Origin of the sequence: Acinetobacter sp. 1294243 (genome assembly GCF_000588015.1) — a bacterium.
Lineage (GTDB): Bacteria > Pseudomonadota > Gammaproteobacteria > Pseudomonadales > Moraxellaceae > Acinetobacter > Acinetobacter pittii.
Genome location: NZ_JFXG01000004.1, coordinates 149468 through 176348, shown reverse-complemented (window position 1 = coordinate 176348; position 26881 = coordinate 149468). Strand labels below are relative to the sequence as shown.

Here is a 26881-nt window from a genome sequence, read left to right as displayed (position 1 = left end):
ATACTTTAAAATCAATTTGTTAAATTAAATTGATTTACATAAATATCACACGGTTACAGTACGGTTACTTGCGCAAGATTGACGACTAAGCTTTTTCGTCTAGACTAAAAGTTGTAACAAAACATTTATAAAATCGCTTTTTAGAGGGGAGAGATTCCATGAAAAAACTAGCAATTGCATCAGCTCTTTTATCTGCACTCGCAGTGAGTGGCGCAGCAAACGCTTACCAAGCTGAAGTTGGTGGTTCTTACAATTATCTTGATCCAGACAACGGTAGCAGCGTAAGTAAATTCGGTGTTGACGGGACTTATTACTTTAATCCTGTTCAAACTCGTAACGCTCCACTTGCTGAAGCAGCTTTCTTAAGCCGTGCAAGTAACGTTAACGCCCTTATCAACTATGGCGATAACAGCGGTACAAAAGATACTCAGTATGGCGTAGGTGTTGAATATTACGTTCCTAACTCAGATTTCTACCTTAGCGGTGATGTAGGTCGAAATGAGCGTGAAATTGATAACACTAATATTGACAGCAAAGTAACTACTTATGCAGCTGAAGTAGGTTATTTACCAGCTCCAGGTTTATTACTTGCTCTAGGTGTTAAAGGCTACGACGAAAAAGACGGTAAAGACGGAGCTGATCCAACAGTTCGTGCTAAATACGTAACTCAAGTAGGCCAACATGACGTAAACCTTGAAGCGTTCGGTGCGTTTGGTGACCTAGACGAATATAAAGTTCGTGGTGACTACTACATCGACAAAACTTTAAGTGTTGGTGCTGATTACTACAACAACGACTTAACTGATAAAGATGAATTTGGTATTAATGCTAAAAAATTCTTAAATCAGCAAGTAAGTGTTGAAGGCCGTGTTGGATTTGGTGATAACGACAACACTTATGGTGTTCGTGCAGCATACCGCTTCTAATCAATCCTAAAGTCATAAAAAATCCGCTCAATTGAGCGGATTTTTTTATTGGTTTAAATGTATGATGCGTAATTGTAAATTCACATTGCCATTAAATGCATTACGATCTATTTCATAGACCAAATGTACATAATCCCGCATTGGGTCAAATTCAAAACGGCCTGCTGCATTAAAAGCAATTGCATCAAAACTGTATTGGTCGAGTGCTAATTTAAGCTTCAAATGCGTTTCTTTAAGCCAGCGATAATCAACAACTTTAAAATGCCCCTCAAACTGAGGAAAAGGGAATTTTTGTCCCCAAGGCCCCAACTGTTCTATCCAATCTAATGTATTTAGTTGCAAAGCCGAAGCAGGGAGTTCTCCATCCGTCCATAGCGTTGCTTGAAACAAAGATTCTTCCATTGGTGCAATGCAATTGGTAAATGCTGTTTTAAAAGCTTCGAAGTTTTCTTTACGTATGGTTAAACCTGCTGCTGCTGCATGCCCACCAAAATGGCTCACCAATTCTGGATGTTGTTCAGCAACCTGTTCAATCGTATCTCGAATATGCACCCCATCAATTGAACGTGCAGACCCTTTTATATGAATACCATCTTCATCAGGTGCAAACACAATAGTGGGACGATGAAACTGCTCTTTTAAACGCCCTGCAACAATCCCAATCACACCTTGATGCCAGTTTTCTTCGAAGAGTATAAGAGCTTGAGGAACGTCTTCCTTTGAGAGCTGCAAGCTATCTAAAGCAGACAAGGCTTGTTGCTTCATCTCCCCTTCGATTTGACGGCGCTCTATATTTAATTGATTTAACTGTCTCGCGATTGGATAGGCAGATTCCATAGTGTCAGCTAATAAACATTCAATGCCTATACGCATGCTCTCCATGCGTCCAGCAGCGTTAATACGCGGACCTAAAACAAAACCTAAATCTTGTGCACGCAAAGATGAAGCCTCACGGCCAGCAATATCTAGCAACGCCAATATTCCGACTCGGCATTGATGTTGTTGAATACGTTTTACGCCTGCATCGACCAAAATACGATTGTTATAATCTAACACAGCAACATCCGCATACGTTCCCAAAGCAACCAAGTCTAGATATTGAGTGACTTTACTTGTACTTTTGTTTTGCTTGTTACGTAAACTTGCTAAATTGGCCAGTACATAAAATGCAACTCCAACACCTGCAAGCGCCTTACTTGGGAACTCACAACCTAACTGATTTGGATTTACAACTGCTTCTGCAAGCGGTGTTTCTTTAGTGGTTAAATGGTGATCTGTAATAACCACTTGCATGCCCAGTGCATGTGCCGCATCAACACCAGCATGGCTGGAAATCCCATTATCGACAGTAATTAATAAATCGGGTTGATAAGTTTGATGTGCAAGCTCTGCAATTGCGGGGGTAAGCCCATAACCGTATTTAAATCGGTCTGGAACCAAATAGTCGACTTGTACCCCCATATCGCGAAGCACCAATACCATTAAAGCTGTACTGGTTGCACCATCGGCATCATAATCACCGACAATAACAATTTTTTTCTGCTCATCAATAGCTTGATCTATTAGTGCCACAGCAGTTTCTAATCCCTTGAGCTGTGGAGCTAATAAATTCTTAAGCTTTAACTCTAATTCCTGTTCAGATTGTACCCCACGCCTTGCCAAAATTTCGGCAATAAACGGAGGCACGCCCTGAAACTGTTCAGGGCGTGTTAATAAAGGTCTTTGTTTGATTTGTATTTTTGTCATTTAAGGCATCAGTCGGTGCAGCGTCCATTGACCGTCGATTTTTTCATAACTCAAGCGGTCATGTAAACGATTTGGTCTTCCCTGCCAGAATTCATAATAATCTGGTTGCAGACGATAGCCTCCCCAGAACTCTGGCTTATCAAGTACTTCACGACTTGTAACTTGCTGTTGTAAGTCTTGAAAACGTTGCTGTAACAGCTCTCGGCTTTCAATCTTACCACTTTGCGGAGTACTGATATGCGCTGCAATTTGGCTATCACGTGGTCGTTTACGATAGTAATCTGTAGACTCTTGCTCAGCAATTTTGACTACACGACCACCAACTCGCACCTGACGCTCTAGACTTGGCCAGTAAAATAATAATTCGGCATATGGATTTTCTGCCAAATCGATACCTTTTTGACTGTCGTAATTAGTATAAAAATCATACCCAGCTTCTGTAGCCCCACGTAACAAAACTGTTCGAACATGAGGTCTGCCATTCGCGCTTGCTGTCGCTAATGACATTGCATAGGGTTCATGCAAATTGGCTACTAGAGCATGGTTAAACCAACCAAGAAACTGCTGATGAGGATTAGATTCAACTTGCCCCTCATGCAATTCTCCTTGCTCGTAGCTTAAGCGTAATTCACTTAAATCTTTAATGACATCACTCATGTCATGCACCTTATGCGACTTGTGCTTGTGAACGAACTGAATCTGCTAAATGCTGAGCTAAAGCATTCACTTCTTGCTCATCATCACCTTCGACCATAACACGAATTACAGGCTCTGTTCCTGACTTACGAATTAAGATTCGTCCATGTCCTTTGAGCTGTGCTTCTGCTTTATCAAACTCGGCAACCAATGTAGGAATAGAATACGGATCAAGCATTTGTTCTAAACGTACATTCACAAGAATTTGCGGGAATAATTTAAAGTCTTGAACCAACTCATGAAGAGCTTTATTTTGCTCGACCATCACGGTTAAAACTTGAAGTGCTGCAATAATCGCATCACCTGTCGTACTCTTGTCTAAAGTTAGAATATGACCAGATGGTTCCCCACCAGTAACCCAACCATTTTCTTCTAAAGCTTGTAATACATATCGGTCGCCAACCTTAGCACGAACAAAACCAACATTCGCTTTTTCAAGTGCAATTTCGAGTGCCATGTTACTCATGACAGTACCAACAACGCCTGCTGGTTTTTTCTGAGCCTGAGTCGCCAAGATATATAAAATATGATCGCCATCAATCAAGTTACCAAACTTATCGACCATCACGACACGGTCAGCATCACCATCAAAGGCAATCCCTAAATCTGCTTCGTGCTCAACTACAGCTTTTTGTAGGTTCTCAGGATGTGTTGAACCACAACCTTCATTAATATTTAAACCATCCGGCTCATTATATAAAGCAACAACTTTTGCACCTAACTCACGGAAAACCGAAGGACCAACGCTATACGCTGCACCATGAGCACAATCCACCACAATTGTTAAATTACTTAAATCAAAATGGTAAGGAAAAGTAGATTTACAGAATTCAATGTAACGACCATTTGCATCTTTTACACGAACACTTTTACCTAAGTTTGCTGTGTCATCAATATATAAATCTTTTTCTAATTCGAGGTTAATTTCTTCTTGTAGCGCATCTGGTAGTTTTTTACCTTCGCTTGAGAAAAATTTAATACCATTATCAAAATATGGGTTATGTGATGCAGAAATCACGATACCTGCATGCGCATGTAAAGCACGAGTAAGGTGCGCAATTGCTGGGGTTGGTAATGGGCCAAGCAAATGAACATATACGCCAGCAGCGTTTAACCCCGCCTGCAAAGCAGACTCTAAAATATAACCAGATAAACGAGTGTCTTTTCCTAATACAACAAGTGGCTTATTTTTTGGACTCGTTCGTTTTAATACCTTCCCTGCAGCAAAACCGAGTTTTAAAGCAAACTCTGGAGTAATAGGCATTTGCCCAAATTTTCCACGAATACCATCCGTTCCAAAATAACTCATAGCTTATCTCATTTTTACGCCACTTCAGCCGTGGCTTACTGCATATATGGCAATTCCGCCATATCTCTTTTCGTCAGATTCACTTTACACCAAAAACAAAAAGCCGTCAGTGTAATGACGGCTTTCTTCATTGTTTTGGTTACGAAAATCTAACCAACACGATAGTTCGGAGCTTCTTTAGTAATCGTTACATCATGAACATGTGACTCAGACATGCCTGCTGAAGTAATTTTCACAAATTTCGCATTTTGGCGAAGATCTTCAATCACAGCTGAACCTGTATAACCCATCGAAGAACGTAAACCACCCATCATTTGATGAACGATGTTACCCATTGGGCCTTTATAAGGAACACGGCCTTCGATTCCTTCTGGTACTAACTTCTCAGCACCTGCTTTTGAATCTTGGAAATAACGGTCAGCAGAACCAGTTGCTCCCGCCATTGCACCTAATGAACCCATACCACGATATGCTTTGTAGTAACGACCTTGGAAAAACTCAACTTCGCCCGGCGCTTCTTCAGTACCTGCAAGTAATGAACCAACCATGATCGTACTTGCACCCGCACCGATCGCTTTTGCCATATCACCAGAGAAGCGGATACCACCATCTGCAATTAAAGGAATTTGATCTTTTAGTGCGCTAGCAACGCTGTCAATCGCAGAAATTTGTGGCATACCAATACCTGCCACAATACGTGTTGTACAGATAGAACCAGGGCCAATACCTACTTTTACAGCATCTGCACCTGCATCTAATAATGCTAATGCAGCATCACCAGTTGCGATGTTGCCACCAATCACTTGTACTTGAGGGAAGTTTTGTTTCACCCAACGTACACGTTCAATTACACCAGCAGAGTGACCATGTGCTGTATCAACAACAATTACGTCAACACCGGCTTCAACCAATGCTTCCACACGACTTGGTGTATCAGCACCTGTACCTACCGCAGCACCCACACGTAAACGACCAAGATCATCTTTACAACTGTTTGGATAGCTCTCAGCTTTGCGGAAGTCCGTTACTGTAATTAAGCCTTTAAGTTCGTTGCTCTCACCAACGACCAAGACTTTTTCAATACGGTGTTTTTGCAATAATGCTTGAATATTTTCTTTAGACTCGCCTTCACGTACAGTTACTAAACGATCTTGGCCTGTCATGATGTTGCTAACAGGTTGTTCTAAATTGGTTTCAAAACGCGTATCACGGCCTGTCACAATACCAACAACCTTGCCGTCTTTAACAACAGGTACACCGCTAATGTTATTAGCGCTGGTAATTGCAATCAGTTCACGTACTGTAGTTTCAGGCGTTACAGTGATTGGATCTTTCACCATACCCGCTTCGAATTTTTTCACACGGCGTACTTCTGCAGCTTGAGCAGCAATATCCATGTTTTTGTGCAAAATCCCGATACCACCATTTTGTGACATAGCAATCGCCATACGTGACTCAGTCACTGTATCCATTGCAGCTGAAACTAATGGAATATTTAAATGAATGCCGCGAGTTAAACGTGTCTTTAAAGAGACATCTTTTGGGAGAACAGTAGAGTAGGCAGGAAGTAATAAGACATCATCGAAGGTTAGCGCTTCTTGAACGATGGTCAGCATAACAATCTCACTGGTAAATTCCGTGAGCTATTATAAACAAATTTCAATGCAATTTTCATATTATCTTTGCCTTTTTCAGCAATAGATATAGAGCTTCTCCAAATAATTCCCACTTATTATAGTTTTAACGTTATTTTTTAATCGAGGTTTTTGCAACCCAGAATTTTATCTGGGTTGATCATTAGACATAATATTTAGGTAGGACAACTAAAAATTTGCTCATTCATTAAATCTACGCCGCATGGCAAGGTCTCAATCCAGTCTAAAAACTGATTGACCATTTCTTTACCCATAAATGGACTACCATGCTGAGGCACAATCATTTCAATATCCATCTGGCGCACCATGTTTACCCACAAACGGATAACTTTATTAGAACACATATAGCGTTGGTGAAAAGCCTTCATTTTCATGACGTGCGTATCGAAATCTTTTAAAGGCTGATTAGCATCTTCAACAATCGAGGCACCCATATCGCCAGAAAACAGAATCTTAGCAACTGGATCATAAAACTGAAAATTACCCACCGAATGTAAGAAGTGAGCGGGAACTACCACAAGCTTTGATTCACCTAATTGAATCACTTGACCACGATCTGGCAGCTCAATAAGACGGTCTTCCCAATTCCCTTTCATTCGCTCACTCATAAATGAGGAATTTAGGTGTGGTAAAAAACGTGCCCATAATTTTGATGCAACGACTTTAGCATCGGTATAAACCAGCCAGCGTGGCATTGAAGTAATAATGTCCGGATCTTGATGCGAGGCCATCACATAGTCTAGATTTTTCAAACGTGTATATTTATTTAATTCCATCGTTAATGGAACGTAGGTCAAATCGCCACCCGGATCAATTACAGCAGCACGTTCATGGTCAATAATTAAAAATTGATTGGCTTGGATGCCTTCCCCTTTAACCAAGCTGGTAAAACTAATACATTTATGTACGCCATTATCAAATAATATCTGCGATGTTGTTTTTTCAAACCCCATACAATTCCCCAAAAAAACTTTAAATATTAGATATTTTTATATCCATACTAAAATAAAGGGATTCAGTAACTCTTGCAATAAACTACTTTATTTTTCTAATAATATTTTAAAATTGATTTTGCTTTTCTTATTTTATAAATGAATCATAATGTTATTTAAAATTACCCCACAATAAATTAAAATAATTCTCATTATCAAATTTACTTTTTGTGCTGCTTAGGCCTCCCATGAATCAACCCTTCCGTTTTTCAACATCAAAAACATTGTTAGCAGTTGCTATTTTTACTTCGATGACAGCAAGTCACGCTGAAGAAATAACAGAACAACAAAATTCGACCAGTGTTCTCCCCACGATTTCTGTTAAAGCGCAAAAAGAAAGCACTTCACCTTATGTCGCAACGAAAGCAAACTCTGCCTTAAAATCAGATGCACCCTTATTTAAAACTGCTCAGTCGGTTTCGGTAGTAACCCGCGAGCAACTTGACCAAAAACAAGCAAAAACTTTAGCAGATGCCCTTGAAGGCGTTGCAGGTGTTGGAGCTGGGAAACTTGGTCGTCGTGGTTGGGATGATTTCATTATTCGAGGACAAACTTCTTCTGATTCAGTTTATGTAGATGGTTTAAGAGTAGGCCAAAATACGTATGTTGCTACTGAGTTATCAGGCATGGATCAGGTACAAGTTTTAAAAGGGCCTGCCTCTATTAATTTTGGTTTGGTTGCTCCAGGAGGTATGGTCAACTTAGTGACTAAACGCCCTCAAGCTGAAAGCTTTGCTCGGGCCACTATGACTTATGGCAGCTACAACCTTAAAGAAGGAACGTTCGATTTAAACTATAGTCCTAATAATAGTGAAAAAGGTGCTTTCCGTTTAAATGGTCGTATCTCTGACCAAGATGACCCAACAGATTATGTGTATTTTAAAAATTACTACATCTCTCCCTCTTATAACTTTGAATTAGGGGATAACACTGATCTATCTGTCATCGCAAGCTATCAGCATCGCGAATACATCCGTCAACAAGGGTTACCTGTCATTGGTACATTAAAAGATAACCCTAACGGCGCTATAGACCGAAGTTTATATATTGGCGATCCTAATTTTGGTAAATATGAGGCCGATGTTTACCGTACAGGTTATACCTTTAAATACGCTTTTGATAACGGTTGGAACTTTAATCAGAACTTTGCCGTACAAAAAACTGAAATGGATGGTACCGCTGTCTTTGCTCGCACGGGTAACAACTTTTGGGCAAAAAACAAACAAGGTGAAATCGACTACACAACCATTAGCCGTAAAAATAATAGCCGCCACCAAATTATTGATAATTTAAGCTTTGCCATCGATAACCGTTTCAATAAACAGTTTGATTTATATGGCATGCAACACGACCTTAATATTGGGGTAGATGCTTTTCAGGAAAAAAGTGACTACACCAATGATAAATACGATATTGGCGATTTAAATATCTATAACCCCGTTTACGGTCAAAATGTAAAATTGACTCAAAATGTTCGTGATATCAATCGTCTCAAATATTTAGGGCTTTATTTACGTGACCGCATTCAGCTTAATGACCAATTACTTTTAAGCTTATCTGGTCGTCAAGACTGGGCACAAACTCAAACCACAAGTTTGGTGACTGGCAGTACAAGTAAACAATCAGACAATGCATTTACGGGCAGTGCCTCTGTCATGTATACCCTTAATGACATTGTGGCTCCTTATGTCAGCTATGCCACTTCATTTACCCCAAATAGCGGTACTGATGTAAATAATAATCCGTTCAAACCTGAAGAAGGGAAACAGGTTGAAGTCGGAATGAAATTACAAAGCCCAGATCAACGAGTTCAAGGTGCTATCGCTTGGTACGATTTAAAACGTCAAAATGTTTTAGTCACTGATACTGCGAATAGTGGCTATAAAGTACAACGTGGCGAACAGTTAACTCGCGGTATTGAAACTGAGCTAAGCGCAGAAATTTTAGAAGGTTTAAAATTAACAGCTGCCTATACCTACACAATTGATGCTGAAATTAGTAAAGATGCAAACGCGAGCAATGTAGGAAAAGCACTCGACAATATTCCTGAGCATGCTTACAGCCTGTCGGCTCGTTATAAATTTGACCCTGCCTCAAAACTTGGTTGGTATGTCGGCGGTGGATTCCGAGGTGAAACCTATAAAACTATGGATAAGTTAGATGTCCATATTCCAGGCTATACCGTATTTGATACAGAAGCTGGCTATGATGCAGGACATTGGGGTGCTCAACTTGCGATCCGTAATCTATTCGATAAAGATTATTATGCAGGTGCCTTAAATGAAAATTTGGTGACTTTAGGTAATCCACGTCAAATTAACTTTACTATGAAATTTAACTATTAAAATTACCTATAAAAAAACGCACTCTATTCGAGTGCGTTTTTTATAGCAGCTTTAAATGCCTTAGAAGAAGTAATACTGTATTAAAGTAGAGATACCTACAATTAAGAAAATAGCGGCACCAATTTTATGAATGAGCGAGATGGGTAAACGTTCAGCCAGTTTATTACCAATAAATACAGCGGGTGCATTGGCAATCATCATACCTATTGTTGTACCAAGCATAACCCAGAAAATGCTGTCATAACGTGCCGCTAAAGCCACTGTTGCAATTTGAGTCTTATCACCAATTTCTGCTAAGAAAAACAAGATAAAGGTTGCACCAAAAACACCAAATTTTTGCCATTTATTAATACTATCTGTTTCATCATCGAGCTTATCTGGAATAAGCATCCAGAACGCCATACCAATGAAGCCAGCGGCAAGGACCCAGACTAAAATTTCGGGGCTCAGCACGGTTGTAATCCACTGTCCAAGTACAGCAGAAATACCATGATTAATTAGAGTAGCTAAAAGAATCGCAATAAGAATAGGGATTGGCTTACGGAAACGTGCAGACAGTAAAAGGGCCAATAATTGGGTTTTATCGCCCATTTCAGCGAGGGCAACAATTGAAGTAGAAATCAGAAATTCTTGCATGTCGTTTCTCTGGCTAGCATAAATGCCTATGACCTACCCCTCCTGCTAGCCAAATATCTGCAGAGTGGTAAATCAAAGGTCTTGCCAACTCGGAAACGATGAGACGTTTAAGCTATGATGACCATGTTCTGTTGAACAATTATGTTGATCATCACCTATTCATTTAGAAATGAATAGCGGCTACTCCCCAATGAAGTATGCGTTTATTATATTCGAGTAGTTCTATTTTTCAAACATTCAGGCAAAAAATTTTATCCACGCCCAAACCAATAATCGTCCTAGACCCAATAGTAAAGCTAAACAAATACTTAAGTTAATAAATCCAAAATGATTAATGCCAGTTACGTGCTGAGACTGAAATTCAAATGGCAAAATAAGCATTGCTACAAATACTTCCAAGCCCATTGTAACGTAGGTCATCCATTCCCAAGGAAAGTGTAAAACACTCACCCACAATCCCATTAATAAAAATACAATTAATAGAATCGGCACCATGATTTTTAAAAATCCTACCATTTATTCTTTCTCCTTTACCGACTAACGAGAAATTTCTCCTCTCTCGACACTTCATTTTTCGTCTTTAGATTAACTTAAAACCAATTAAATTAAATATCAAAATAAACCCCCGCCGAAGCGAGGTTTTAATGATTCATTTAAAAATATTAGATTAATAAAGTACGAATATCTTTAAGAAGTTTCGTAAGCTTATTAGTAAAGCGAGCCGCATCTGCACCATTAATTACACGGTGGTCATAAGATAATGACAATGGCAACATCAAGCGTGGATCAAAGTCCTTACCATTCCAAACAGGCTGCATCGTTGCAGGTGAAATACCCAAAATTGCAACTTGCGGCCAGTTCACTAGTGGTGTAAATGCTGTACCACCAATTGCGCCCAAACTTGAAATGGTGAAATTCGCACCTTGTAAGTCTTTTGGTGTTAATTTCTTATCACGTGCTTTTTGACCCAACACACCCAATTCAACTGCAATTTGCTTAATTGATTTTTGGTCTGGGTTACGAAGTACTGGCACAGTTAAACCATCAGGTGTTGCTACCGCAATTCCCATATGGATTTCATTGCGCAAGAGCACTGATTTACCGTCATCAGATAGATGACCTGCAAACTCACGCTCTTCTTTTAACAAGTACGCAACCGCTTTGATAATGAATGCCATAATCGTCAGGCTGATACCTTCTTTTTTGAAGTTACCTTTTAACTCATTACGCCAATCTTCCAACTCAGTAATGTCAGCTAAATCAAATTGAGTGACTTGCGGAATAAAGTTGTTCAACGACAATTGCGGAATTGATACTTGCTGCAAACGTGTCAGTACTTTTTCTTCTACGCCACCAAACGCAGTGAAGTCAGGAAGCTTTGGCAAACCCGAAACCGCTGGTGCCGCCGAAGCAACTGGTGCCGATTGCGGGGCAGTTAAACGAGTCTTCACATACGCAAAGATATCTTCTTTAACAACACGGCCATGTTCACCAGAAGTTTTAACTTGAGATAAAACTACACCAAGTTCACGAGCAAGCTTACGCACAGCTGGTCCTGCATAAACTTTAGCGTTTTCGGCTTCTTGTTCTTTGGTTAATTTATCATTACCAGAAGAAACAGGAGCAGATACTGCTTGAGTCGGAGCAGGCGTTGCCGCTTTAGGTGCTGCTGCCTGTGGAGCTGGAGCTGATTCTGCTTTCGCCGCTGGTGCAGCAGCAGGTGCTTGGCCTTCAGCTTCAATTGTTGCCAGCAATACACCTTGTGAAACTTGTTGGCCTGCTTGCAAGTGAATTGCTTTCACAACACCAGCAACAGTACTTGGAACTTCCACAGTTGCTTTATCTGACTCAACAACAACAAGGCTTTGGTCTACATCAACTTTGTCACCAACCTGAACCAAGATTTCAGCAACAACTGCTTTATCTACACCCAAATCAGGAACGTTAATGTCAACTGGTCCAGATTGAGTAGCAGTCGATGCTACAGTTTCTTGCTGAGTTGGTGCAGGTGCTGCCGCCGGAGCTGCTGTTGTAGAAGCAGGAGCTTCTGCTTGCGCACTTGATGCAGATGTTGTTTTTACTTTAATGAGCACAACACCTTCTTTAACTGTATCGCCTTCTTTAACTTGAATGCTTTCTACAGTACCTGCAACACTGCTTGGTACTTCTACAGTTGCTTTGTCAGACTCAACCACAACGATGCTTTGTTCAACATCAATCTGTTCGCCAACTTTTACTAAAATTTCACCAACTAGTGCTTTTTCAACACCAATATCGGGAACTTGAACTTCAACCACTTGGCTAGTGGTTGCCGTTGCTGGTTGAGCAGCAGTTGAAGGCTGTTGAGCCGCTGCCGGTGCTGCTGTTTGTTCAGCTGCTGGTGCAGCTTTTGGAGCTTCTTCTGCTTGAGCTGCTGGTGCAGCACCCTCAGCTTCAAGTTCAAGCAATACCGTACCTTCAGCTACGCTATCACCTTCTTTGATTAAGATGCTTTTTACCACACCTGCTGAAGTGCTAGGCACTTCAACAGAGGCTTTATCTGACTCAAGCAAAACAAGGCTGTCATTTTCTGCAATGCTGTCGCCAACTTTTACTAAAATTTCAGCAACAACTGCTTTATCTACACCAATATCAGGGGTCTTAATTTGCATGCTTAGTTCCCCTCACCTGTTTGCGTTTCATTATATTCAGCAACTGCCTGAACTTCTGGATGCGCTTGAGGAGCCCATGCCACTGGACGGTCAGTATCTAACTCAAAGTTAGAAATTGCGTCTTTAACTAAACGTGCGTCCACTTCACCTTCGTCAGCTAATTTTTTCAAAGTAGCAACAACGATATGTGCAGCATCAACACCAAAGAAACTACGTAAATTAGCACGTGTATCTGAACGACCGTATCCATCTGTACCTAATGCAACAAATGGGCGACCATCTGGAAGATACGCACGGATTTGTTCGCTGTAAGCACGCATATGGTCTGTTGCTGAAACAACGATACCTTCTGTGCCACGTAACTGTTTAGATACCCAAGACTCTTTCACTTCTTCAGAAAGTGGGTGTAAACGGTTGTATTCTTCACATGCCATACCATCACGTGACAACTCATTGAAGCTTGTTACGCTCCAAACGTTTGAATGGATTTGGTATTCATCACGTAAGATTTTCGCAGCTTTGATTACTTCACGAAGAATTACACCTGAACCAAGTAATTGGACAGTTGCTTTTTCATCTTTTTCGAACAAGTACATACCACGTTTAATGCCTTCCTCAGCGCCTTCAGGCATTGCAGGATGCTCGTAGTTTTCATTCATTACAGTTAAGTAGTAGAACACACGCTCTTGGTTCACATACATACGTTTTAAACCGTCATGCACGATTACAGCTAACTCATAACCAAAACATGGATCATAAGATACACAGTTTGGAATAGTGTTCGCCAAGATATGTGAATGACCATCTTGGTGCTGTAGACCTTCACCGTTCAACGTTGTACGACCAGCAGTTGCACCCAACAAGAAACCTTGAGCTTGCGCATCACCTGCTGCCCATGCAATGTCACCAATACGTTGGAAACCAAACATTGAGTAGTACATATACATTGGAATCATTGGCAAGTTATTCGTTGAATAACTTGTTGCCAACGCAGCCCATGCACTCATCGCACCAGCTTCGTTAATCCCTTCTTGAAGCATGTGACCATCACTTGCTTCACGGTAATGCATTAACTGTTCTTGGTCTTCTGGAGTATATTTTTGACCGTGAGCAGCATAAATACCAAGCTGACGGAACATACCTTCTAGACCAAAAGTACGTGCTTCATCTGGAACGATTGGTACTACGCGGTCTTTAATCGCTTTTTCTTTGAGTAAAGAAGCAATTAAACGAACCATCACCATAGTGGTAGATTGTTCTTTACCACCTGAACCATTTAATACAGCATCAAATACAGATAATTCAGGAATCGCTAAAATTTCACTCTCTTTACGACGTGCAGGTAGGTAACCACCTAACGCTTCACGACGCGCCTTCATGTACTTCATTTCTGGAGAGTTTTCACTTGGGCGATAGAATGGAAGCTCTTCTAACTTATCGTCTGTAAATGGCAGGTTAAAACGATCACGTACATATTTTAATGAATCGATCTGCATTTTTTTGATTTGGTGAGTTTTGTTCACCGCTTCAATTTCTTCAGACAAACCGTAACCTTTAACAGTTTTCGCAAGAATAACTGTTGGTTGACCTTTAGCTTTCATTGCTTCTGCATAGGCAGCAAACACTTTGTAAGGGTCATGACCACCACGGTTAAGATTATCGATATCTTCATCGCTTAAATCTTTTACAAGTTCCGCAGCTTCTGGGTACTTACCAAAGAATTTTTCACGCGTGTATGCACCACCTTTCACTTGATAGCGTTGGTATTCACCATCAACTGTCTCTTCCATTACCGCTTTCAAAGCGCCTGAGGTGTCTTTTGCAAGAAGTGGGTCCCAATGACGGCCCCATACCACTTTAATTACGCGCCAGCCTGCACCACGGAATAAAGATTCTAACTCTTGAATGATTTTACCGTTACCACGTACAGGACCATCTAGACGCTGTAAGTTACAGTTAACAACCCAGATAAGGTTATCAAGCTTTTCACGACCAGCAAGTGAAATAGCACCAGTACTTTCTGGCTCATCCATCTCACCATCGCCAAGATAAGCCCAAACTTTACGATCTTCTTCTTTGATCAAGCCACGGTTCATCAAATATTTTTGAATATGTGCTTGATAAATCGACATGATTGGACCAAGACCCATTGATACAGTTGGGAATTGCCAATAGTCAGGCATTAAATATGGATGCGGATAGCTTGGTAAACCGTTACCGCCAACTTCACGGCGGAAATTACTTAACTGTTCTTCAGTTAAACGTCCTTCAAGGAATGAACGTGCATAAATACCAGGAGCACAGTGCCCTTGGTAATAAATCATATCTCCGCCAAAGCTATTGCTGTTTGCGCGGAAGAAATGGTTAAAACCTACGTCATATAATGTTGCACTTGATGCGAAGCTCGCCAAGTGTCCACCTAAATCATCACCTGTTTTATTCGCGCGAAGTACCATTGCTAAGGCATTCCAACGAATCAATGCACGAATACGGCGTTCCATATCTTGGTCGCCTGGCATTGCAGGTTGTTCTTCAACAGAAATTGTATTTAAGTAAGGTGTATTGAGACGTTGAATTGGAACATGCTTAGCAATTGCTTGTTGGTAAAGTTTTTCCAACAAGAATGCCGCTCGTTCAGTTCCCATATGTTGTAAAACTGAATCGAATGCATCTTGCCATTCTTGGGTTTCTTGTGCGTCGGAGTCACCGTAAAACGCCATAATTCACCTGTTCCTTGTTCTCTAATCTACTTTGTATTTTTACCACGTTTTACCCCTTTCAAGTTATTGCCTCGGGTGAATGTGAGGGGGCCCTATTATTTTCTGAATGAATAGTCATTGACCGAGCAGTAAACAAAATAACAAAAAAACGCCAATAATGGCGTTTTTTTATACAATCTTTGCGTTAAAAAAGGTTTAGCTTAGTTTTAGATTCATAAATTTAATAACCTTACCTTTTTAACTATGCTTTTATGGAAGCATCGCTAAGTAAGTAGTTGGGTTCTTACGTTGACCGTCTTTTACTACTTCATAATGCAAATGTGGACCAGTACAGCGACCTGTACACCCTACATTAGCAATATGTTCACCGGCAGAGACTTGGTCGCCTACACGTACCATTAGACGTGAAGCATGAGCATAACGCGTTAAATAACCATTGCCGTGGTTAATTTCAACATATTGACCATAGCCAGTGCCCCAGCCAGATTTAGTTACAATACCTGGGCCTGTAGCATAGATTGGCGTGCCACTCGGAGCAGCCATATCTAATCCGCCATGATGTTCTGCACGGCCACCCATAGTGCGGCCACCAAAGTTTGAAGAAACTCGTACAGTATCAGGAAGAGGGTGAGAAACTAACCAAGAGTAAGAATTTGAAGAAGAGGCATTAAAAGAATTCTTTGCGGTCGCATTACCGTACTTCTTTGCAAGCGACTCATTGTTGAGTTCAACTGTTTTTTGGCGTAAGGTCACTGAAACTTTCGCACTCGCCGGAAGATCTAAATCGTCAGGATGAGTATATGAACCTTGAGATAATGTTTTTGATAGCTGTTCCAATCGATCTGAGTCAGTAGATTGGTTAATTGTTTGATAATCTGCAAAAGCAACCGATGCTGCCGAAGCGGCAAGTGAAAACGCTAATAAAATACGACGCGTGTGCATAAAAACCTCTTGAAACTGTTCTTACTCAAGTTCCTTATGATCTCTTCCTTGATATCGATTGAAATGAACGCTTAAGATTAAGACAAGAATCCATCCGAGAATGACCATGTCTAAACCCGATAACGTTTTTCAACAAACCGGAAAACACATAAAAACAGGAAACCTTACGTTTCTAACAACGCAAGTCGCGCAATGGCAAAGACTTACGAAAATTATCCAACCCTTATTGCCCCAACCGGAACAATGGCAGGTCGTGTGTTATCAAAATGGCTCTTTAATCATTACTGGTGAAAATCAAGCGATGATTAGTCAACTCAGCTATTTACAGAACCAATATGTATCTAAATTATCTCAGCTTGAAGGGTTAAAAGACTTACAACGAATTCAGGTCCGATTGAGAAATAAAAATATTCCAAATGTACCCTCATCTGAGCCATCTAAACCCATTCCCCCGGAAACACAAGAAATGTTACGTAGTGCAGCCGACTTCGTGAGCGACCCTAAGCTTAGCCAAGCTTTACTACGTTTGGCAAGCAATAAAAAATGACGAGCTTTCTATTTCTTAATTAGAATCATTATTATTATGTGATTATAATCACACTTTTTAATGTTACATTATAACATAGCCAAGTAAAGACAAGGACTTATGTCACGCTCACATATGGAATTGGACATTGACTCTCGTCATCAAATGTTACAATTTCATAATTACTCGGATCACTTTGAACATTGCGTAACAACTGATTATTTAAAGCATGTCCTGATTTATAGCCATCAAACTTGGCAATAATTTGATGACCAAGCAAATACAAATCACCTACTGCATCTAAAATCTTATGTCTAACAAATTCATCAGCGAAACGTAAACCTTCTTCGTTGACGACCCCTGTATCATCTACACCAATTGCATTATCTAAACTTGCGCCTAGTGCTAAATTATTTGCCTTCAGGTAATCCAGATCTTTCATGAAACCAAAAGTACGTGCCTCACTGACTTCATAAACAAAAGTTTCGGTCGAAAAATCGATAGTCGCAGATTGATATTCTTTAGCAAATGCCGGATGGTCAAAATCAATCGTGAAATTTAATTGAAAACCATTGTGAGGGCTAAAAATTGCTTTCTTATCATCGATGAGTGCTTCAACTGGTTTTAATATTCTTATGAATTTTTTCGGCGCATCCAGTTCACGCAATCCACCTTGCATTAAGAGGTAAATAAATGGACCGGCACTACCATCCATAATTGGAACTTCAGAAGCAGATACCTCAACAATCAGGTTATCAATTCCTAAACCTGCAATCGCACTCATTACATGCTCAATTGTTCCTACTTTTATATCTCCAGTTACCAAGTTGGAGCACATAAAAGCTTCTTGAATGAGCAATGCATTAGCAGGGATATCGACTGGCGGATCCAAATCGATACGGCGAAATACAATACCTCCATCCACGGTATGTGGAATGAAATTGATCATCACTTTTTGACCGCTATGAAGACCTATTCCACTCGCTTTTACCACACGATTGAGAGTACGCTGTTTCACCATGCTTTGTAACTTCTTTTTTAAAACCGCTATACGTTAGCATATTTAGTCATTGATCAAAAATAAAAAAAGGCAGTGTTTAAACACTGCCCTTCATTCTATCTAACGATAATTTACTTACGTTGCTGATTTTTCAAGTAATCTTGAATACTCATTGGAGAAGAACGCGGAGTAGAACTTGCTGTGCTACTGACTTCATTATCGGCGTTTTGACGCTTATTAATTGCAGGAACGTCATCTTCATCAACAGATTGAGCTGATTGAGACGATGCATGGCTTACCGTATTACGTTTTCTTGGTTCAGCGTCTGCTGCATTACGAGTTAAACCAGTTGCAATCACTGTTACACGTAATTCATCACGTGCATCTGGATCAAATACTGTACCGTAGAAGATTTCACCTTCATCAAGGTCAACAATCTGGTTCACAACGTCAGTAATGATTTCAGTCTCACGTAGCGTAATATCATCACCACCCGTAATATTAATTAACACGCCTTTGGCATTAATAATATTTACGTTATCAAGTAATGGACTACGGATCGCTTGTTCAGCAGCTTGACGCGCACGATCTTCACCACGACCTAAACCAGCACCCATCATTGCGTAACCGCGAGTACTCATTGCAGTTTTCAAATCGGCGAAGTCAAGGTTAATGTGACCACGGTTAACAACCAAGTCAAAGATACTACGTACAGCGTTTAACAATACATCATCAGCTTTTTTATAAGCATCTTTCATTGAAATATCGCCATATACGCTTAATAAGCGTTGGTTAGGGATAATAATCAATGAGTCAACATGTGCTTCAAGTGCTTCAATACCACGTTCAGCAGACTTTAAACGACGACGGCCTTCAAAGTTAAATGGAGTTGTAACTACGCCAACGGTCAAAATGCCCATTTCTTTGGCAACTTCAGCCACAACAGGCGCTGCACCAGTACCCGTACCACCACCCATACCAGCGGTAACGAAAACCATATCCGTACCTTCAAGGTGGTGACGGATGATTTCACGGCTTTCTTCTGCTGCAACTTGCCCTACTTCAGGGTTAGCACCAGCACCTAGACCACGTGTACTTTGCTCGCCTAACTGAATTTTGAAAGGTGCATTCATACAGTCCAGTGCTTGTTTGTCTGTATTGGCACAAACGAATTTAACACCTTGAATATCAGACTGCACCATATGTTGAACGGCATTACCGCCACCACCACCTACACCAAATACAGTGAAACGGGCTTGACCGTTGCCATCGTTTAGTTCATCTTCTATAAATTCAAATGAGGCCATGACCTTTAGGGTTCCTAATACATTATGGCAGTCACTTCAGCCCGTATACTGCCTTGATTTTCAAAAATAACTAATTTTAAGAATGCTGTGCAATACCAACCTTGTCAAGTACAGCGGTTTTCTCTTACAACTTCCTAACAATTCTACCAATAAATACATACATCCTAAAAAATGGCTTTTAATTTGCTATTAAACGCATTCCAGCCATTTACCATTCGTTCCCATACCGAACGGTCATTTGCCTCTTCAGGCTCTTCAACAGCATCTTGCAACTCACTTTGGCTAAACATGAGCAAACCAGCTGCTGTTGCATACATAGAACGACGTAAGGCTGCTTGATGTTGATCATCAGCATAAACCTGTAACGGCGGATTACCCAAATGTGCAGATACACCCAACATACGACGAGCTAAACTCACCATACCTTCTATTTGACAAGCATCCCCTGTCAATACTACCCCATGGTATAAACCATGAATTGCACCACTTTGTTCGAGTTCATCGCGAATCTGGCTAAAGATCTCTTCATAACGGGCAATAATAATTTCTGACAACTCAATTCGGCTAATCGTTTGAGGGCCATCAATTCCTTCTACCTGAATCATGTGATCTGGCTTAACAGCACTTAAATCGACACAACCATGCAGAATTTTAATTCGTTCAGCTTCTTCTGTCGTGGTTTGCAATACAGCAGCAATATCACGTGTAACGTGCTCACCACCGCGCTGCAATGTACGTGCTAGAGCTAAACGACCATCTAGATAAACAGCAAGATTGGTAATGCCTGCGCCAATATCAACCAGACAAACACCATACTCTTTTTCATCTTTAAGCAAGCTTGCCTCAGCGGTTGCCAGACAAGACACCACCATTTTTTCAACCCCGATATTTGCACCTTTCATGGCACGATCAAGGTTTTGCATAGTCGCTATAGGCATCATCATTAACTGATAATGTCCAGTCATACTATGGGCAGTCATATTAATTGGATTCTGCACCCATTCAGCAGAATCACCCAACTCAAAGCCTAATGGCACTGCACTTGCTAAATAGTAATCAGAAGTCACATGACTTGCTTTTGCCAATTCTAACGCGCGCACGACTTCATTTGTTGTAATCACATGTGCTGGATTAGATACTGGTGTGCGACCAGAGGCATAAAAACTTTGCAACTCGGTACTCGGAATAGATACCCATGCGCTATGAATGCGACATTCGGCCATATTTTCCGCTTCAGCAACAGCATTTTTAATCGCAGCAATGACTTTATCGAGGCTTACAATTTTTCCTTTATTCATGCCTCGATTGCGAGCAGTTGCCATACCGATAACTTGGATGTTATCCGGCGCATGAATTTTTCCAATCAAAACTGAAACTTTATGCGTCCCAATGTCAATCGCAACAACTGAGGGAACAGCTTCACTCATCACTCATACCATTTCTTTGTTGTTTAATACCAGGCAAATTGCCTATTTTAAAGCCACGTATTATGGCTTTGCTTTTGTTCCACCTGCAATGCTTGTGTCATCACTCGTTACAACAAACTGACCATTCACAATTTTAGGTGGTGTTGCGTTCTTCCATTGAATAGATAATCCATTACGATATCGCAAATCAATGGCTGAGATTTTCGACCACACCGGTTTTAAGTCAGATTGTGCCAGATGACTTAAACGTTGCAACTTATTCATTGTTTGATCTTGGTCAACAATAATACGCAAACCAGAATCAAATTGCATAAACCAAGTCATTCGCTCAGTCAGATATAACTCTTTTAAGCGTAAATTAACAGGATGGAATAATTGATTAATTTCATTATAGCGTCGCATCATCATTTTTGACTGACTTACCGGCCCATGAAGCAACGGAAGTTCAGGATGAATTGTCGGCTCCGCCTCACTAAATACATCGCCTCCATCGCTTAACAAGCGACCTGTCCCCCAACGGGCGATAGCATGTCGAGGCATGACACGAACACGAATACCATTGGGCCAAGCACGAGATACAACAACTCGGTCTACCCATGAAATTTCTAATGTTTTGTCACGAATCTGTTCTAAATCAGATGTGAAATAATTCGCTTTTATAATTGGAGCAACATGTTGCATCACTTGTTGGGTTTCAACAGAAGATGCTGAACCTACAACTTCTAGTTTTGCAACTGTTGCATCTGTAATAACTTTATATAACCCATAAATTCCGACTGCCAGCACTACAAAAGCAATAACCAACAGCACCCATCCACCAGCATTCGCAAGCTTCTGCTTACGCGTAGGCGGTTTATCATGAATAGAGGTGATGGCCGCACGTTTACGGCGCATGGAAGCCGGAAGTTGTGCCATATTTAAGCCGTACCTTCCAATGTTTGCTCAAGAATCGCAACACACAATTCATCAAAGCTATAACCCACAGCTTTAGCAGCTTTAGGAACTAAAGAGTGACTTGTCATACCTGGAACAGTGTTTACTTCTAAAAGCCAGAAATTGCCTTGCTCATCCTGCATCGCATCAATACGACCCCAGCCTTCTGCACCCACTGCCTGAAAAGCACGTAAACACAATGCTTGTAGGTTTTTCTCTTCAGTCTCACTCAGACCACAAGGGATACCATACTCTACATCATTACGTTGATACTTCGCTTCATAGTCGTAGAAAGCAACATCTGCTGGTGGTTGCAAACGAATAACCGGCAAAGGCTGTCCATTGAGGAATGAAATTGTGAATTCACGACCAGTGATCCATTTTTCTGCCATCACCACAGCATCGTGCTGAGTCGCCTTTTCAATTGCAGCAGCAAAGTCTTCTGCTTTCTCCACCTTACTCATGCCGACACTCGAGCCTTCATGTACAGGTTTGATAATGACAGGCAAACCTAACTCAGCAATCACCGCATCTAAATCTGTTTCTTTAGTAATAATGCGATATGGCGCTGTAGGTAAATTGCTACCCTGCCAGATTTGCTTGGTTTTAACTTTATCCATGCCAATCGCAGAACCTTGCACGCCTGTTCCTGTATAAGGCAGATTTAACCATTCAAGCACACCTTGAATCTGGCCATCTTCACCGCCGCGACCATGCAATACAATAAATGCACGATCATAATTTACAAGTTCAGTCACACTGCGGTCTTGTGGATCAAATGCTTCAGCCTGAACACCTGAACGTAACAAAGCGTCCAAAACTGCCTGACCACTATCCAAAGACACAGCACGCTCAGCCGATTTCCCACCAAACAACACGGCAACTTTGCCGAATTTTGTAGCATTTGACACGTTTAAATCCTTAACCCGATTATTCAATACTTTTTGTTTATTTCACATACAAATGGTGTTGTGCAAGTTCTACTGAAATTGCTCCCACGTTACCCGCACCTTGTGTTAATAACAAGTCATTTGGTTGTAACACATTTTGCATGATGTTTTGCAAATTACCTTCAACCGGATCGACCAAAATCGGTTCTACTTGTCCGCGTAAACGAATACTACGCGCTAAAGTGCGGCTATCTGCACCCACAATAGGTTTTTCACCGGCAGGGTAAACTTCCAACAATAATAATTGATCGACTTGAGAGAGCACTTCAATGAAGTCATCAAAACAATCGCGAGTACGAGAGTAACGGTGTGGCTGGAACAACATAACCAAACGACGGTCCGGATGGCTTTGGCGAGCAGCTTTAATAGTTGCTTCTACTTCTTTCGGATGGTGCCCATAGTCATCAACTAACTTAACGTTGCCATCAGCAAGTTCAAATTCACCTTGCACCTGGAAGCGACGGCCAACACCACTAAACCCTTCTAATGCACGGCTAATTGCATCATCAGAAACACCTTCATCTGTTGCAACACCAATTGCTGCCAAGGCATTTAAAATATTATGTAAACCTGGTTGATTAATTGTTAAACGCAATGGTTCACGGCCTTTACGCAACACAGTGAAGTGAGATTGCATACCATCTTGTTCAATATCAACTGCACGAATGTCATTATCTTCATTAAAACCATAAGTAATGACCGGACGGCCTACACGCGGCAGAATTTCACGAATGTTTGCATCATCACCACAAACTACAGCCAAGCCATAAAATGGTAAGTTATGAAGGAACTGTACAAAAGTATCTTTTAATTTATCAAAGCTACCTTCATAGGTATCCATATGGTCAGCATCGATATTGGTTACAATCGCTGCCATTGGTTGCAAATAAAGGAAAGATGCATCTGATTCATCAGCTTCAGCCACGATGAAACGGCTTTCACCTAACGCCGCATTTACGCCTGTACTGTTAAGTAAGCCACCAATAACATAAGTTGGATCAAGGTTTTCTTCCGCCAACATCGTCGTCAAAAGACTTGTGGTTGTAGTTTTACCATGTGTACCAGCCACAGCAATACCGTGACGGTAACGCATAAGCTCACCTAGCATCTCTGCACGACGCACAATTGGAACACGCTGTTCAATTGCAGCTTTAATTTCCGGATTTTCTGGATCAATTGCTGTAGAAACTACAAGCACATTGGCATTTTTAATATTTTCCGGTTGATGGCCAATATAAACTTTGATGCCATTTTTTTCTAATTGTTCTGTAGTTTTAGACGCCTTAATGTCCGAACCGGAAATTTTATAGCCTTGGTTACCCAAAACCTCTGCAATGCCACACATCCCAGCGCCACCGATCCCCACAAAATGAATGTGTTTAATACGGCGCATTTCAGGCACTTTAATCAGTTTTTTTGCTTGGTTCGCAGCTGTTGATGGAGACATAGTAAATCCGATTACATTTTTTGGATAAGATCAACCACATGCTGAGTCGCATTTGGTTGGGCATGTTGACGCGCTTTCACTGCCATTTCAGTAAGTAATTGGCGGTTCATCAGCGAAGTGAACAATTCATTTAAAACATCTGGTGTCATGGTCGATTGCTGGCAAATTTTCGCAGCACCGACATCCGCCAGAAATTTGGCATTTGCAGTTTGATGGTCATCAACTGCTATAGGAAGTGGTACAAAAACTGCAGCCACGCCTGCTGTTGCAACTTCTGTTACTGTGAGCGCTCCAGCCCGGCAAATAATTAAATCTGCCTCACTATAAGCTTTTGCCATATCTTCAATAAATGGCAAAACGCGTACAGTTAAATTAGCTGGTGCATCTGCATAAAGTGCTTGAGTTGCCTCAACTTGTTGCTGACCACACTGGTGAAAAATATTGAGCGGAACTTGTAATTGTTTTAATGCTGGAGGTAAGCGTTCATTGAGTGCTTTGGCACCTAAAGACCCGCCCACAATTAAAATGTTTAAAGGCTTGCCCGCTTGCTCACGCTCATCATAGCGCCACTTTGGGCTTAAAATATCTGTGATTTCACGACGCACAGGGTTTCCTGTGGTTACAACTTTACCACCAGCAGGAAAGGTATTTGGAAATGCTTCACATACGACTTTAGCAACACGAGATAACTGTGCATTGGTAAAACCTGCAACTGCATTTTGCTCGTGAATCAGTACAGGAATGCCTAACAAACGTGCGGCTAAACCACCTGGACCAGCTACATAACCACCAAAGCCTGCAACCGCATCAACTTTAAGTTGTTTCATATAGCGCATTGCACTAAAAGTGGCTTTTAAAATTTTAAAAGGTGCAGCAACTTTACGGACTAATCCATTGCCACGAACACCTTGGATATCAATTTGATATATTGGAATATTTTGATCTTTTAACAACCGATTTTCCATACCTGTTGGCGTGGCTAACCATGAAACCTGACAACCTTGTTGTTGAAGTTTTTTGGCTACGGCGAGGGCTGGAAAAACATGTCCACCTGTACCGGCAGCCATCATCATGACATGTTTAGGTTTGCTTTGCTGTGAATCGGTCACGGTCTAATTCTTCAACTCAAAAAACAATGGAAATTGTCATCTATTTTTGTAGCCGTTTATTTTAATCCTAAAGCTTCATTAACGAAAAGCTAATTTCACTCGTTTATAACAGAAAGATGTGCTTTTTTGAAAATATGCCTACAAAGCTGTGGTGTATTTAGTATTGTTATTTTATTAATTCATATATTTTCAGGTGATTTCCAATAAATACCGCTGAAAATCACCTGAAATAAATAATTAAGCTATACGACCAGCTTCTAATACATCAAATAGATCATCGGCAATTGATGTACCAAATTGAGCATCAATTTCACGAATACAGGTCGGGCTAGTGACATTAATTTCAGTGACATAATTACCAATCACATCTAAGCCTACAAAAACTAAACCTTTTTCGCGCAAGAAAGGACCAATTTTAGCTGCGATCAATTTATCATTTTCAGTAAGCGGACGCGCTTGGCCTAAACCACCTGCCGCCAAGTTACCGCGTACTTCACCATTTTGTGGAATACGAGCTAGACAGTAAGGAACAGGTTCACCATTCACCATTAAAATACGCTTATCCCCTTCTACAATTTCAGGAATATAACGCTGAGCCATAATTGGACGAGTACCTAGCTCTGTAAGCATTTCTAAGGTAGAACCAATATTTACACCGTCTTGATATAAACGGAAAATTCCCATACCGCCCATACCATCAAGTGGCTTAACAATCACATCACCATGTTCTTTAATAAATTCACGAATTAAACTTTGTTGAGATGTTACAAGTGTAGGCACTTGTAGCTCTGGAAACTGGGTTGCAAAGAGTTTTTCATTGCAATCACGCAGTGATTGAGGCTTATTAATAATCCATGAACCTTCGCGCTCAGCTTGCTCAAGCACGTAAGTCGTGTAGACAAAATTCATATCAAACGGCGGGTCTTTACGCATGAGCACGACATCGTAAGCCGCGATAGATTCTTTTTTCTTTTCGCCTAACTCATAGTAATGGTTATAATCTTCGAACACCTTTAACGGTGAAATGAGGCCATAAGCTTTGCCTTGATCGATATATAAATCTTGTTGTAATGCATAACCTAATTCATGTCCACGACGGCTCGCCGCCCACAACATTGCCATGGTTGAATCCTTTTTAAGGTTTACGGTTTCAATCGGATCCATGACGACAAGTACACGCATGCTCAAGCTCTTCTTAAAATTTAAATTAGCATGAGTATAACTGAGATTTTTCACTGGTTTTTCTTAATTTCAGTAAAACCTTATCGGTTATTTCTTTATCTTGAATTAAGGTAAATTCAGTTAAACTATGATCATAAAATATTATTTTTAAAGGGTAAACATGAAACTTTATCGCTATTTAACTGGCCCCGATGACTCTGCTTTTTGTGCACGAGTGACTAAAGCTCTGAATCATGGTTGGGAGTTATATGAAGCACCCACTATGACCTTTAATGGCACGCATGTCATTGTGGGACAAGCAATTTGCAAAACAATTGATGAAAATTATGATCCAGAAATGGATATTTTAGATGTTCTCAAAAATAACGCGTAATTCCAGAAG

At 40.7% G+C, this 26881-nt stretch carries 22 protein-coding genes and 1 riboswitch; of the genes, 4 read left to right on the top strand and 18 right to left on the bottom strand.

The genetic code is table 11. The annotated features are described in order from the left end of the window. Nucleotides 1-158 precede the first annotated feature (158 nt). Nucleotides 159-926, top strand: coding sequence for a putative porin (locus tag J655_RS11535; RefSeq protein ID WP_019767384.1), 768 nt, complete (start codon nt 159-161; stop codon nt 924-926). Between the two features lie 45 nt (nt 927-971). On the opposite strand, the gene recJ is transcribed toward J655_RS11535, so the two are convergent. From recJ to J655_RS11510, 5 genes are all read right to left on the bottom strand, one after another. After that, entirely contained in the window at nt 972-2672 is a 1701-nt protein-coding gene (gene recJ / locus J655_RS11530; protein WP_032006604.1) for a single-stranded-DNA-specific exonuclease RecJ, read from the bottom strand. Continuing rightward, on the bottom strand, nt 2673-3329 hold the full coding sequence (gene pdxH, locus J655_RS11525) for a pyridoxamine 5'-phosphate oxidase (protein WP_032006602.1): 657 nt from the start codon (nt 3327-3329) through the stop codon (nt 2673-2675). It lies immediately after the preceding gene. 10 nt (nt 3330-3339) lie between these two features. After that, nucleotides 3340-4677, bottom strand: coding sequence for a phosphoglucosamine mutase (gene glmM, locus J655_RS11520; protein WP_002121981.1), 1338 nt, complete (start codon nt 4675-4677; stop codon nt 3340-3342). A 149-nt stretch (nt 4678-4826) separates the two neighbouring features. Next, nucleotides 4827-6293, bottom strand: a complete 1467-nt coding sequence (gene guaB, locus J655_RS11515; RefSeq protein WP_002121951.1) for an IMP dehydrogenase — start codon at nt 6291-6293, stop codon at nt 4827-4829. 194 nt (nt 6294-6487) lie between these two features. Beyond that, a complete protein-coding gene (locus J655_RS11510; protein ID WP_002121869.1) occupies nt 6488-7285 on the bottom strand; it encodes an MBL fold metallo-hydrolase in 798 nt (265 codons plus the stop codon). A gap of 227 nt (nt 7286-7512) precedes the next feature. On the opposite strand from J655_RS11510, the gene J655_RS11505 reads away from it, so the two are divergent. Beyond that, nucleotides 7513-9669 (top strand): TonB-dependent siderophore receptor, encoded by a 2157-nt coding sequence (locus tag J655_RS11505; protein WP_019767382.1) that lies wholly within the window; start codon nt 7513-7515, stop codon nt 9667-9669. 60 nt (nt 9670-9729) lie between these two features. Here J655_RS11505 and J655_RS11500 read toward each other — a convergent pair whose 3' ends face one another. From J655_RS11500 to J655_RS11480, 5 genes are all read right to left on the bottom strand, one after another. Next, the gene (locus J655_RS11500; protein ID WP_005066819.1) at nt 9730-10305 is read right to left on the bottom strand and encodes a TMEM165/GDT1 family protein; all 576 of its coding nucleotides are present in this window, start codon (nt 10303-10305) and stop codon (nt 9730-9732) included. 15 nt (nt 10306-10320) lie between these two features. Further along, nucleotides 10321-10506: riboswitch (yybP-ykoY riboswitch) on the bottom strand. A 36-nt stretch (nt 10507-10542) separates the two neighbouring features. Beyond that, nucleotides 10543-10821, bottom strand: a complete 279-nt coding sequence (locus tag J655_RS11495; protein ID WP_005066815.1) for a hypothetical protein — start codon at nt 10819-10821, stop codon at nt 10543-10545. A gap of 146 nt (nt 10822-10967) precedes the next feature. Then, a complete protein-coding gene (locus J655_RS11490) occupies nt 10968-12956 on the bottom strand; it encodes a 2-oxo acid dehydrogenase subunit E2 (RefSeq protein ID WP_032052387.1) in 1989 nt (662 codons plus the stop codon). A gap of 2 nt (nt 12957-12958) precedes the next feature. Continuing rightward, nucleotides 12959-15676, bottom strand: coding sequence for a pyruvate dehydrogenase (acetyl-transferring), homodimeric type (gene aceE / locus J655_RS11485; RefSeq protein WP_014207931.1), 2718 nt, complete (start codon nt 15674-15676; stop codon nt 12959-12961). Between the two features lie 249 nt (nt 15677-15925). Further along, nucleotides 15926-16618: a M23 family metallopeptidase gene (locus J655_RS11480; protein WP_016142757.1), complete on the bottom strand. Its 693-nt coding sequence runs from the start codon at nt 16616-16618 to the stop codon at nt 15926-15928. A gap of 100 nt (nt 16619-16718) precedes the next feature. Between J655_RS11480 and J655_RS11475 the strand changes: the two genes are divergently transcribed. Next, the gene (locus J655_RS11475) at nt 16719-17165 is read left to right on the top strand and encodes a DciA family protein (RefSeq protein WP_017387570.1); all 447 of its coding nucleotides are present in this window, start codon (nt 16719-16721) and stop codon (nt 17163-17165) included. 97 nt (nt 17166-17262) lie between these two features. Here J655_RS11475 and lpxC read toward each other — a convergent pair whose 3' ends face one another. The 8 genes from lpxC to gshB form a co-directional block, all read right to left on the bottom strand. Next, the gene (lpxC, locus tag J655_RS11470) at nt 17263-18165 is read right to left on the bottom strand and encodes a UDP-3-O-acyl-N-acetylglucosamine deacetylase (RefSeq protein WP_002121967.1); all 903 of its coding nucleotides are present in this window, start codon (nt 18163-18165) and stop codon (nt 17263-17265) included. A gap of 110 nt (nt 18166-18275) precedes the next feature. Continuing rightward, nucleotides 18276-19451, bottom strand: coding sequence for a cell division protein FtsZ (gene ftsZ / locus J655_RS11465; RefSeq protein WP_002121912.1), 1176 nt, complete (start codon nt 19449-19451; stop codon nt 18276-18278). Nucleotides 19452-19615: 164 nt separating this feature from the next. Further along, nucleotides 19616-20878 carry a cell division protein FtsA gene (gene ftsA, locus J655_RS11460; protein ID WP_002122057.1) on the bottom strand — a complete coding sequence of 421 codons (1263 nt, stop codon included), beginning with the start codon at nt 20876-20878 and terminating at the stop codon, nt 19616-19618. Nucleotides 20879-20938: 60 nt separating this feature from the next. After that, nucleotides 20939-21793 (bottom strand): cell division protein FtsQ/DivIB, encoded by an 855-nt coding sequence (locus J655_RS11455; protein ID WP_014207933.1) that lies wholly within the window; start codon nt 21791-21793, stop codon nt 20939-20941. A gap of 2 nt (nt 21794-21795) precedes the next feature. Then, on the bottom strand, nt 21796-22722 hold the full coding sequence (locus J655_RS11450; protein ID WP_019767380.1) for a D-alanine--D-alanine ligase: 927 nt from the start codon (nt 22720-22722) through the stop codon (nt 21796-21798). 37 nt (nt 22723-22759) lie between these two features. Next, nucleotides 22760-24208 (bottom strand): UDP-N-acetylmuramate--L-alanine ligase, encoded by a 1449-nt coding sequence (murC, locus tag J655_RS11445; protein ID WP_019767379.1) that lies wholly within the window; start codon nt 24206-24208, stop codon nt 22760-22762. An 11-nt stretch (nt 24209-24219) separates the two neighbouring features. Continuing rightward, nucleotides 24220-25317, bottom strand: coding sequence for an undecaprenyldiphospho-muramoylpentapeptide beta-N-acetylglucosaminyltransferase (gene murG / locus J655_RS11440; RefSeq protein ID WP_019767378.1), 1098 nt, complete (start codon nt 25315-25317; stop codon nt 24220-24222). Between the two features lie 237 nt (nt 25318-25554). Further along, nucleotides 25555-26499 (bottom strand): glutathione synthase, encoded by a 945-nt coding sequence (gene gshB / locus J655_RS11435; protein WP_032052386.1) that lies wholly within the window; start codon nt 26497-26499, stop codon nt 25555-25557. Between the two features lie 160 nt (nt 26500-26659). On the opposite strand from gshB, the gene J655_RS11430 reads away from it, so the two are divergent. Then, on the top strand, nt 26660-26872 hold the full coding sequence (locus J655_RS11430) for a DUF1737 domain-containing protein (RefSeq protein WP_002122004.1): 213 nt from the start codon (nt 26660-26662) through the stop codon (nt 26870-26872). The last annotated feature ends 9 nt before the right edge of the window (nt 26873-26881 follow it).

Coding starts and splice junctions, on each gene's coding strand:
- J655_RS11505 (WP_019767382.1), top strand. CDS start 7,513: ATGAATCAACCCTTCCGTTTTTCAACATCAAAAACATTGTTAGCAGTT.
- J655_RS11480 (WP_016142757.1), bottom strand. CDS start 16,618: ATGCACACGCGTCGTATTTTATTAGCGTTTTCACTTGCCGCTTCGGCA.
- J655_RS11510 (WP_002121869.1), bottom strand. CDS start 7,285: ATGGGGTTTGAAAAAACAACATCGCAGATATTATTTGATAATGGCGTA.
- guaB (WP_002121951.1), bottom strand. CDS start 6,293: ATGCTGACCATCGTTCAAGAAGCGCTAACCTTCGATGATGTCTTATTA.
- recJ (WP_032006604.1), bottom strand. CDS start 2,672: ATGACAAAAATACAAATCAAACAAAGACCTTTATTAACACGCCCTGAA.
- J655_RS11455 (WP_014207933.1), bottom strand. CDS start 21,793: ATGGCACAACTTCCGGCTTCCATGCGCCGTAAACGTGCGGCCATCACC.
- J655_RS11500 (WP_005066819.1), bottom strand. CDS start 10,305: ATGCAAGAATTTCTGATTTCTACTTCAATTGTTGCCCTCGCTGAAATG.
- ftsZ (WP_002121912.1), bottom strand. CDS start 19,451: ATGGCCTCATTTGAATTTATAGAAGATGAACTAAACGATGGCAACGGT.
- murC (WP_019767379.1), bottom strand. CDS start 24,208: ATGTCTCCATCAACAGCTGCGAACCAAGCAAAAAAACTGATTAAAGTG.
- J655_RS11490 (WP_032052387.1), bottom strand. CDS start 12,956: ATGCAAATTAAGACCCCTGATATTGGTGTAGATAAAGCAGTTGTTGCT.
- gshB (WP_032052386.1), bottom strand. CDS start 26,499: ATGCGTGTACTTGTCGTCATGGATCCGATTGAAACCGTAAACCTTAAA.
- J655_RS11475 (WP_017387570.1), top strand. CDS start 16,719: ATGACCATGTCTAAACCCGATAACGTTTTTCAACAAACCGGAAAACAC.
- pdxH (WP_032006602.1), bottom strand. CDS start 3,329: ATGAGTGATGTCATTAAAGATTTAAGTGAATTACGCTTAAGCTACGAG.
- aceE (WP_014207931.1), bottom strand. CDS start 15,676: ATGGCGTTTTACGGTGACTCCGACGCACAAGAAACCCAAGAATGGCAA.
- glmM (WP_002121981.1), bottom strand. CDS start 4,677: ATGAGTTATTTTGGAACGGATGGTATTCGTGGAAAATTTGGGCAAATG.
- J655_RS11535 (WP_019767384.1), top strand. CDS start 159: ATGAAAAAACTAGCAATTGCATCAGCTCTTTTATCTGCACTCGCAGTG.
- J655_RS11430 (WP_002122004.1), top strand. CDS start 26,660: ATGAAACTTTATCGCTATTTAACTGGCCCCGATGACTCTGCTTTTTGT.
- J655_RS11495 (WP_005066815.1), bottom strand. CDS start 10,821: ATGGTAGGATTTTTAAAAATCATGGTGCCGATTCTATTAATTGTATTT.
- ftsA (WP_002122057.1), bottom strand. CDS start 20,878: ATGAGTGAAGCTGTTCCCTCAGTTGTTGCGATTGACATTGGGACGCAT.
- lpxC (WP_002121967.1), bottom strand. CDS start 18,165: ATGGTGAAACAGCGTACTCTCAATCGTGTGGTAAAAGCGAGTGGAATA.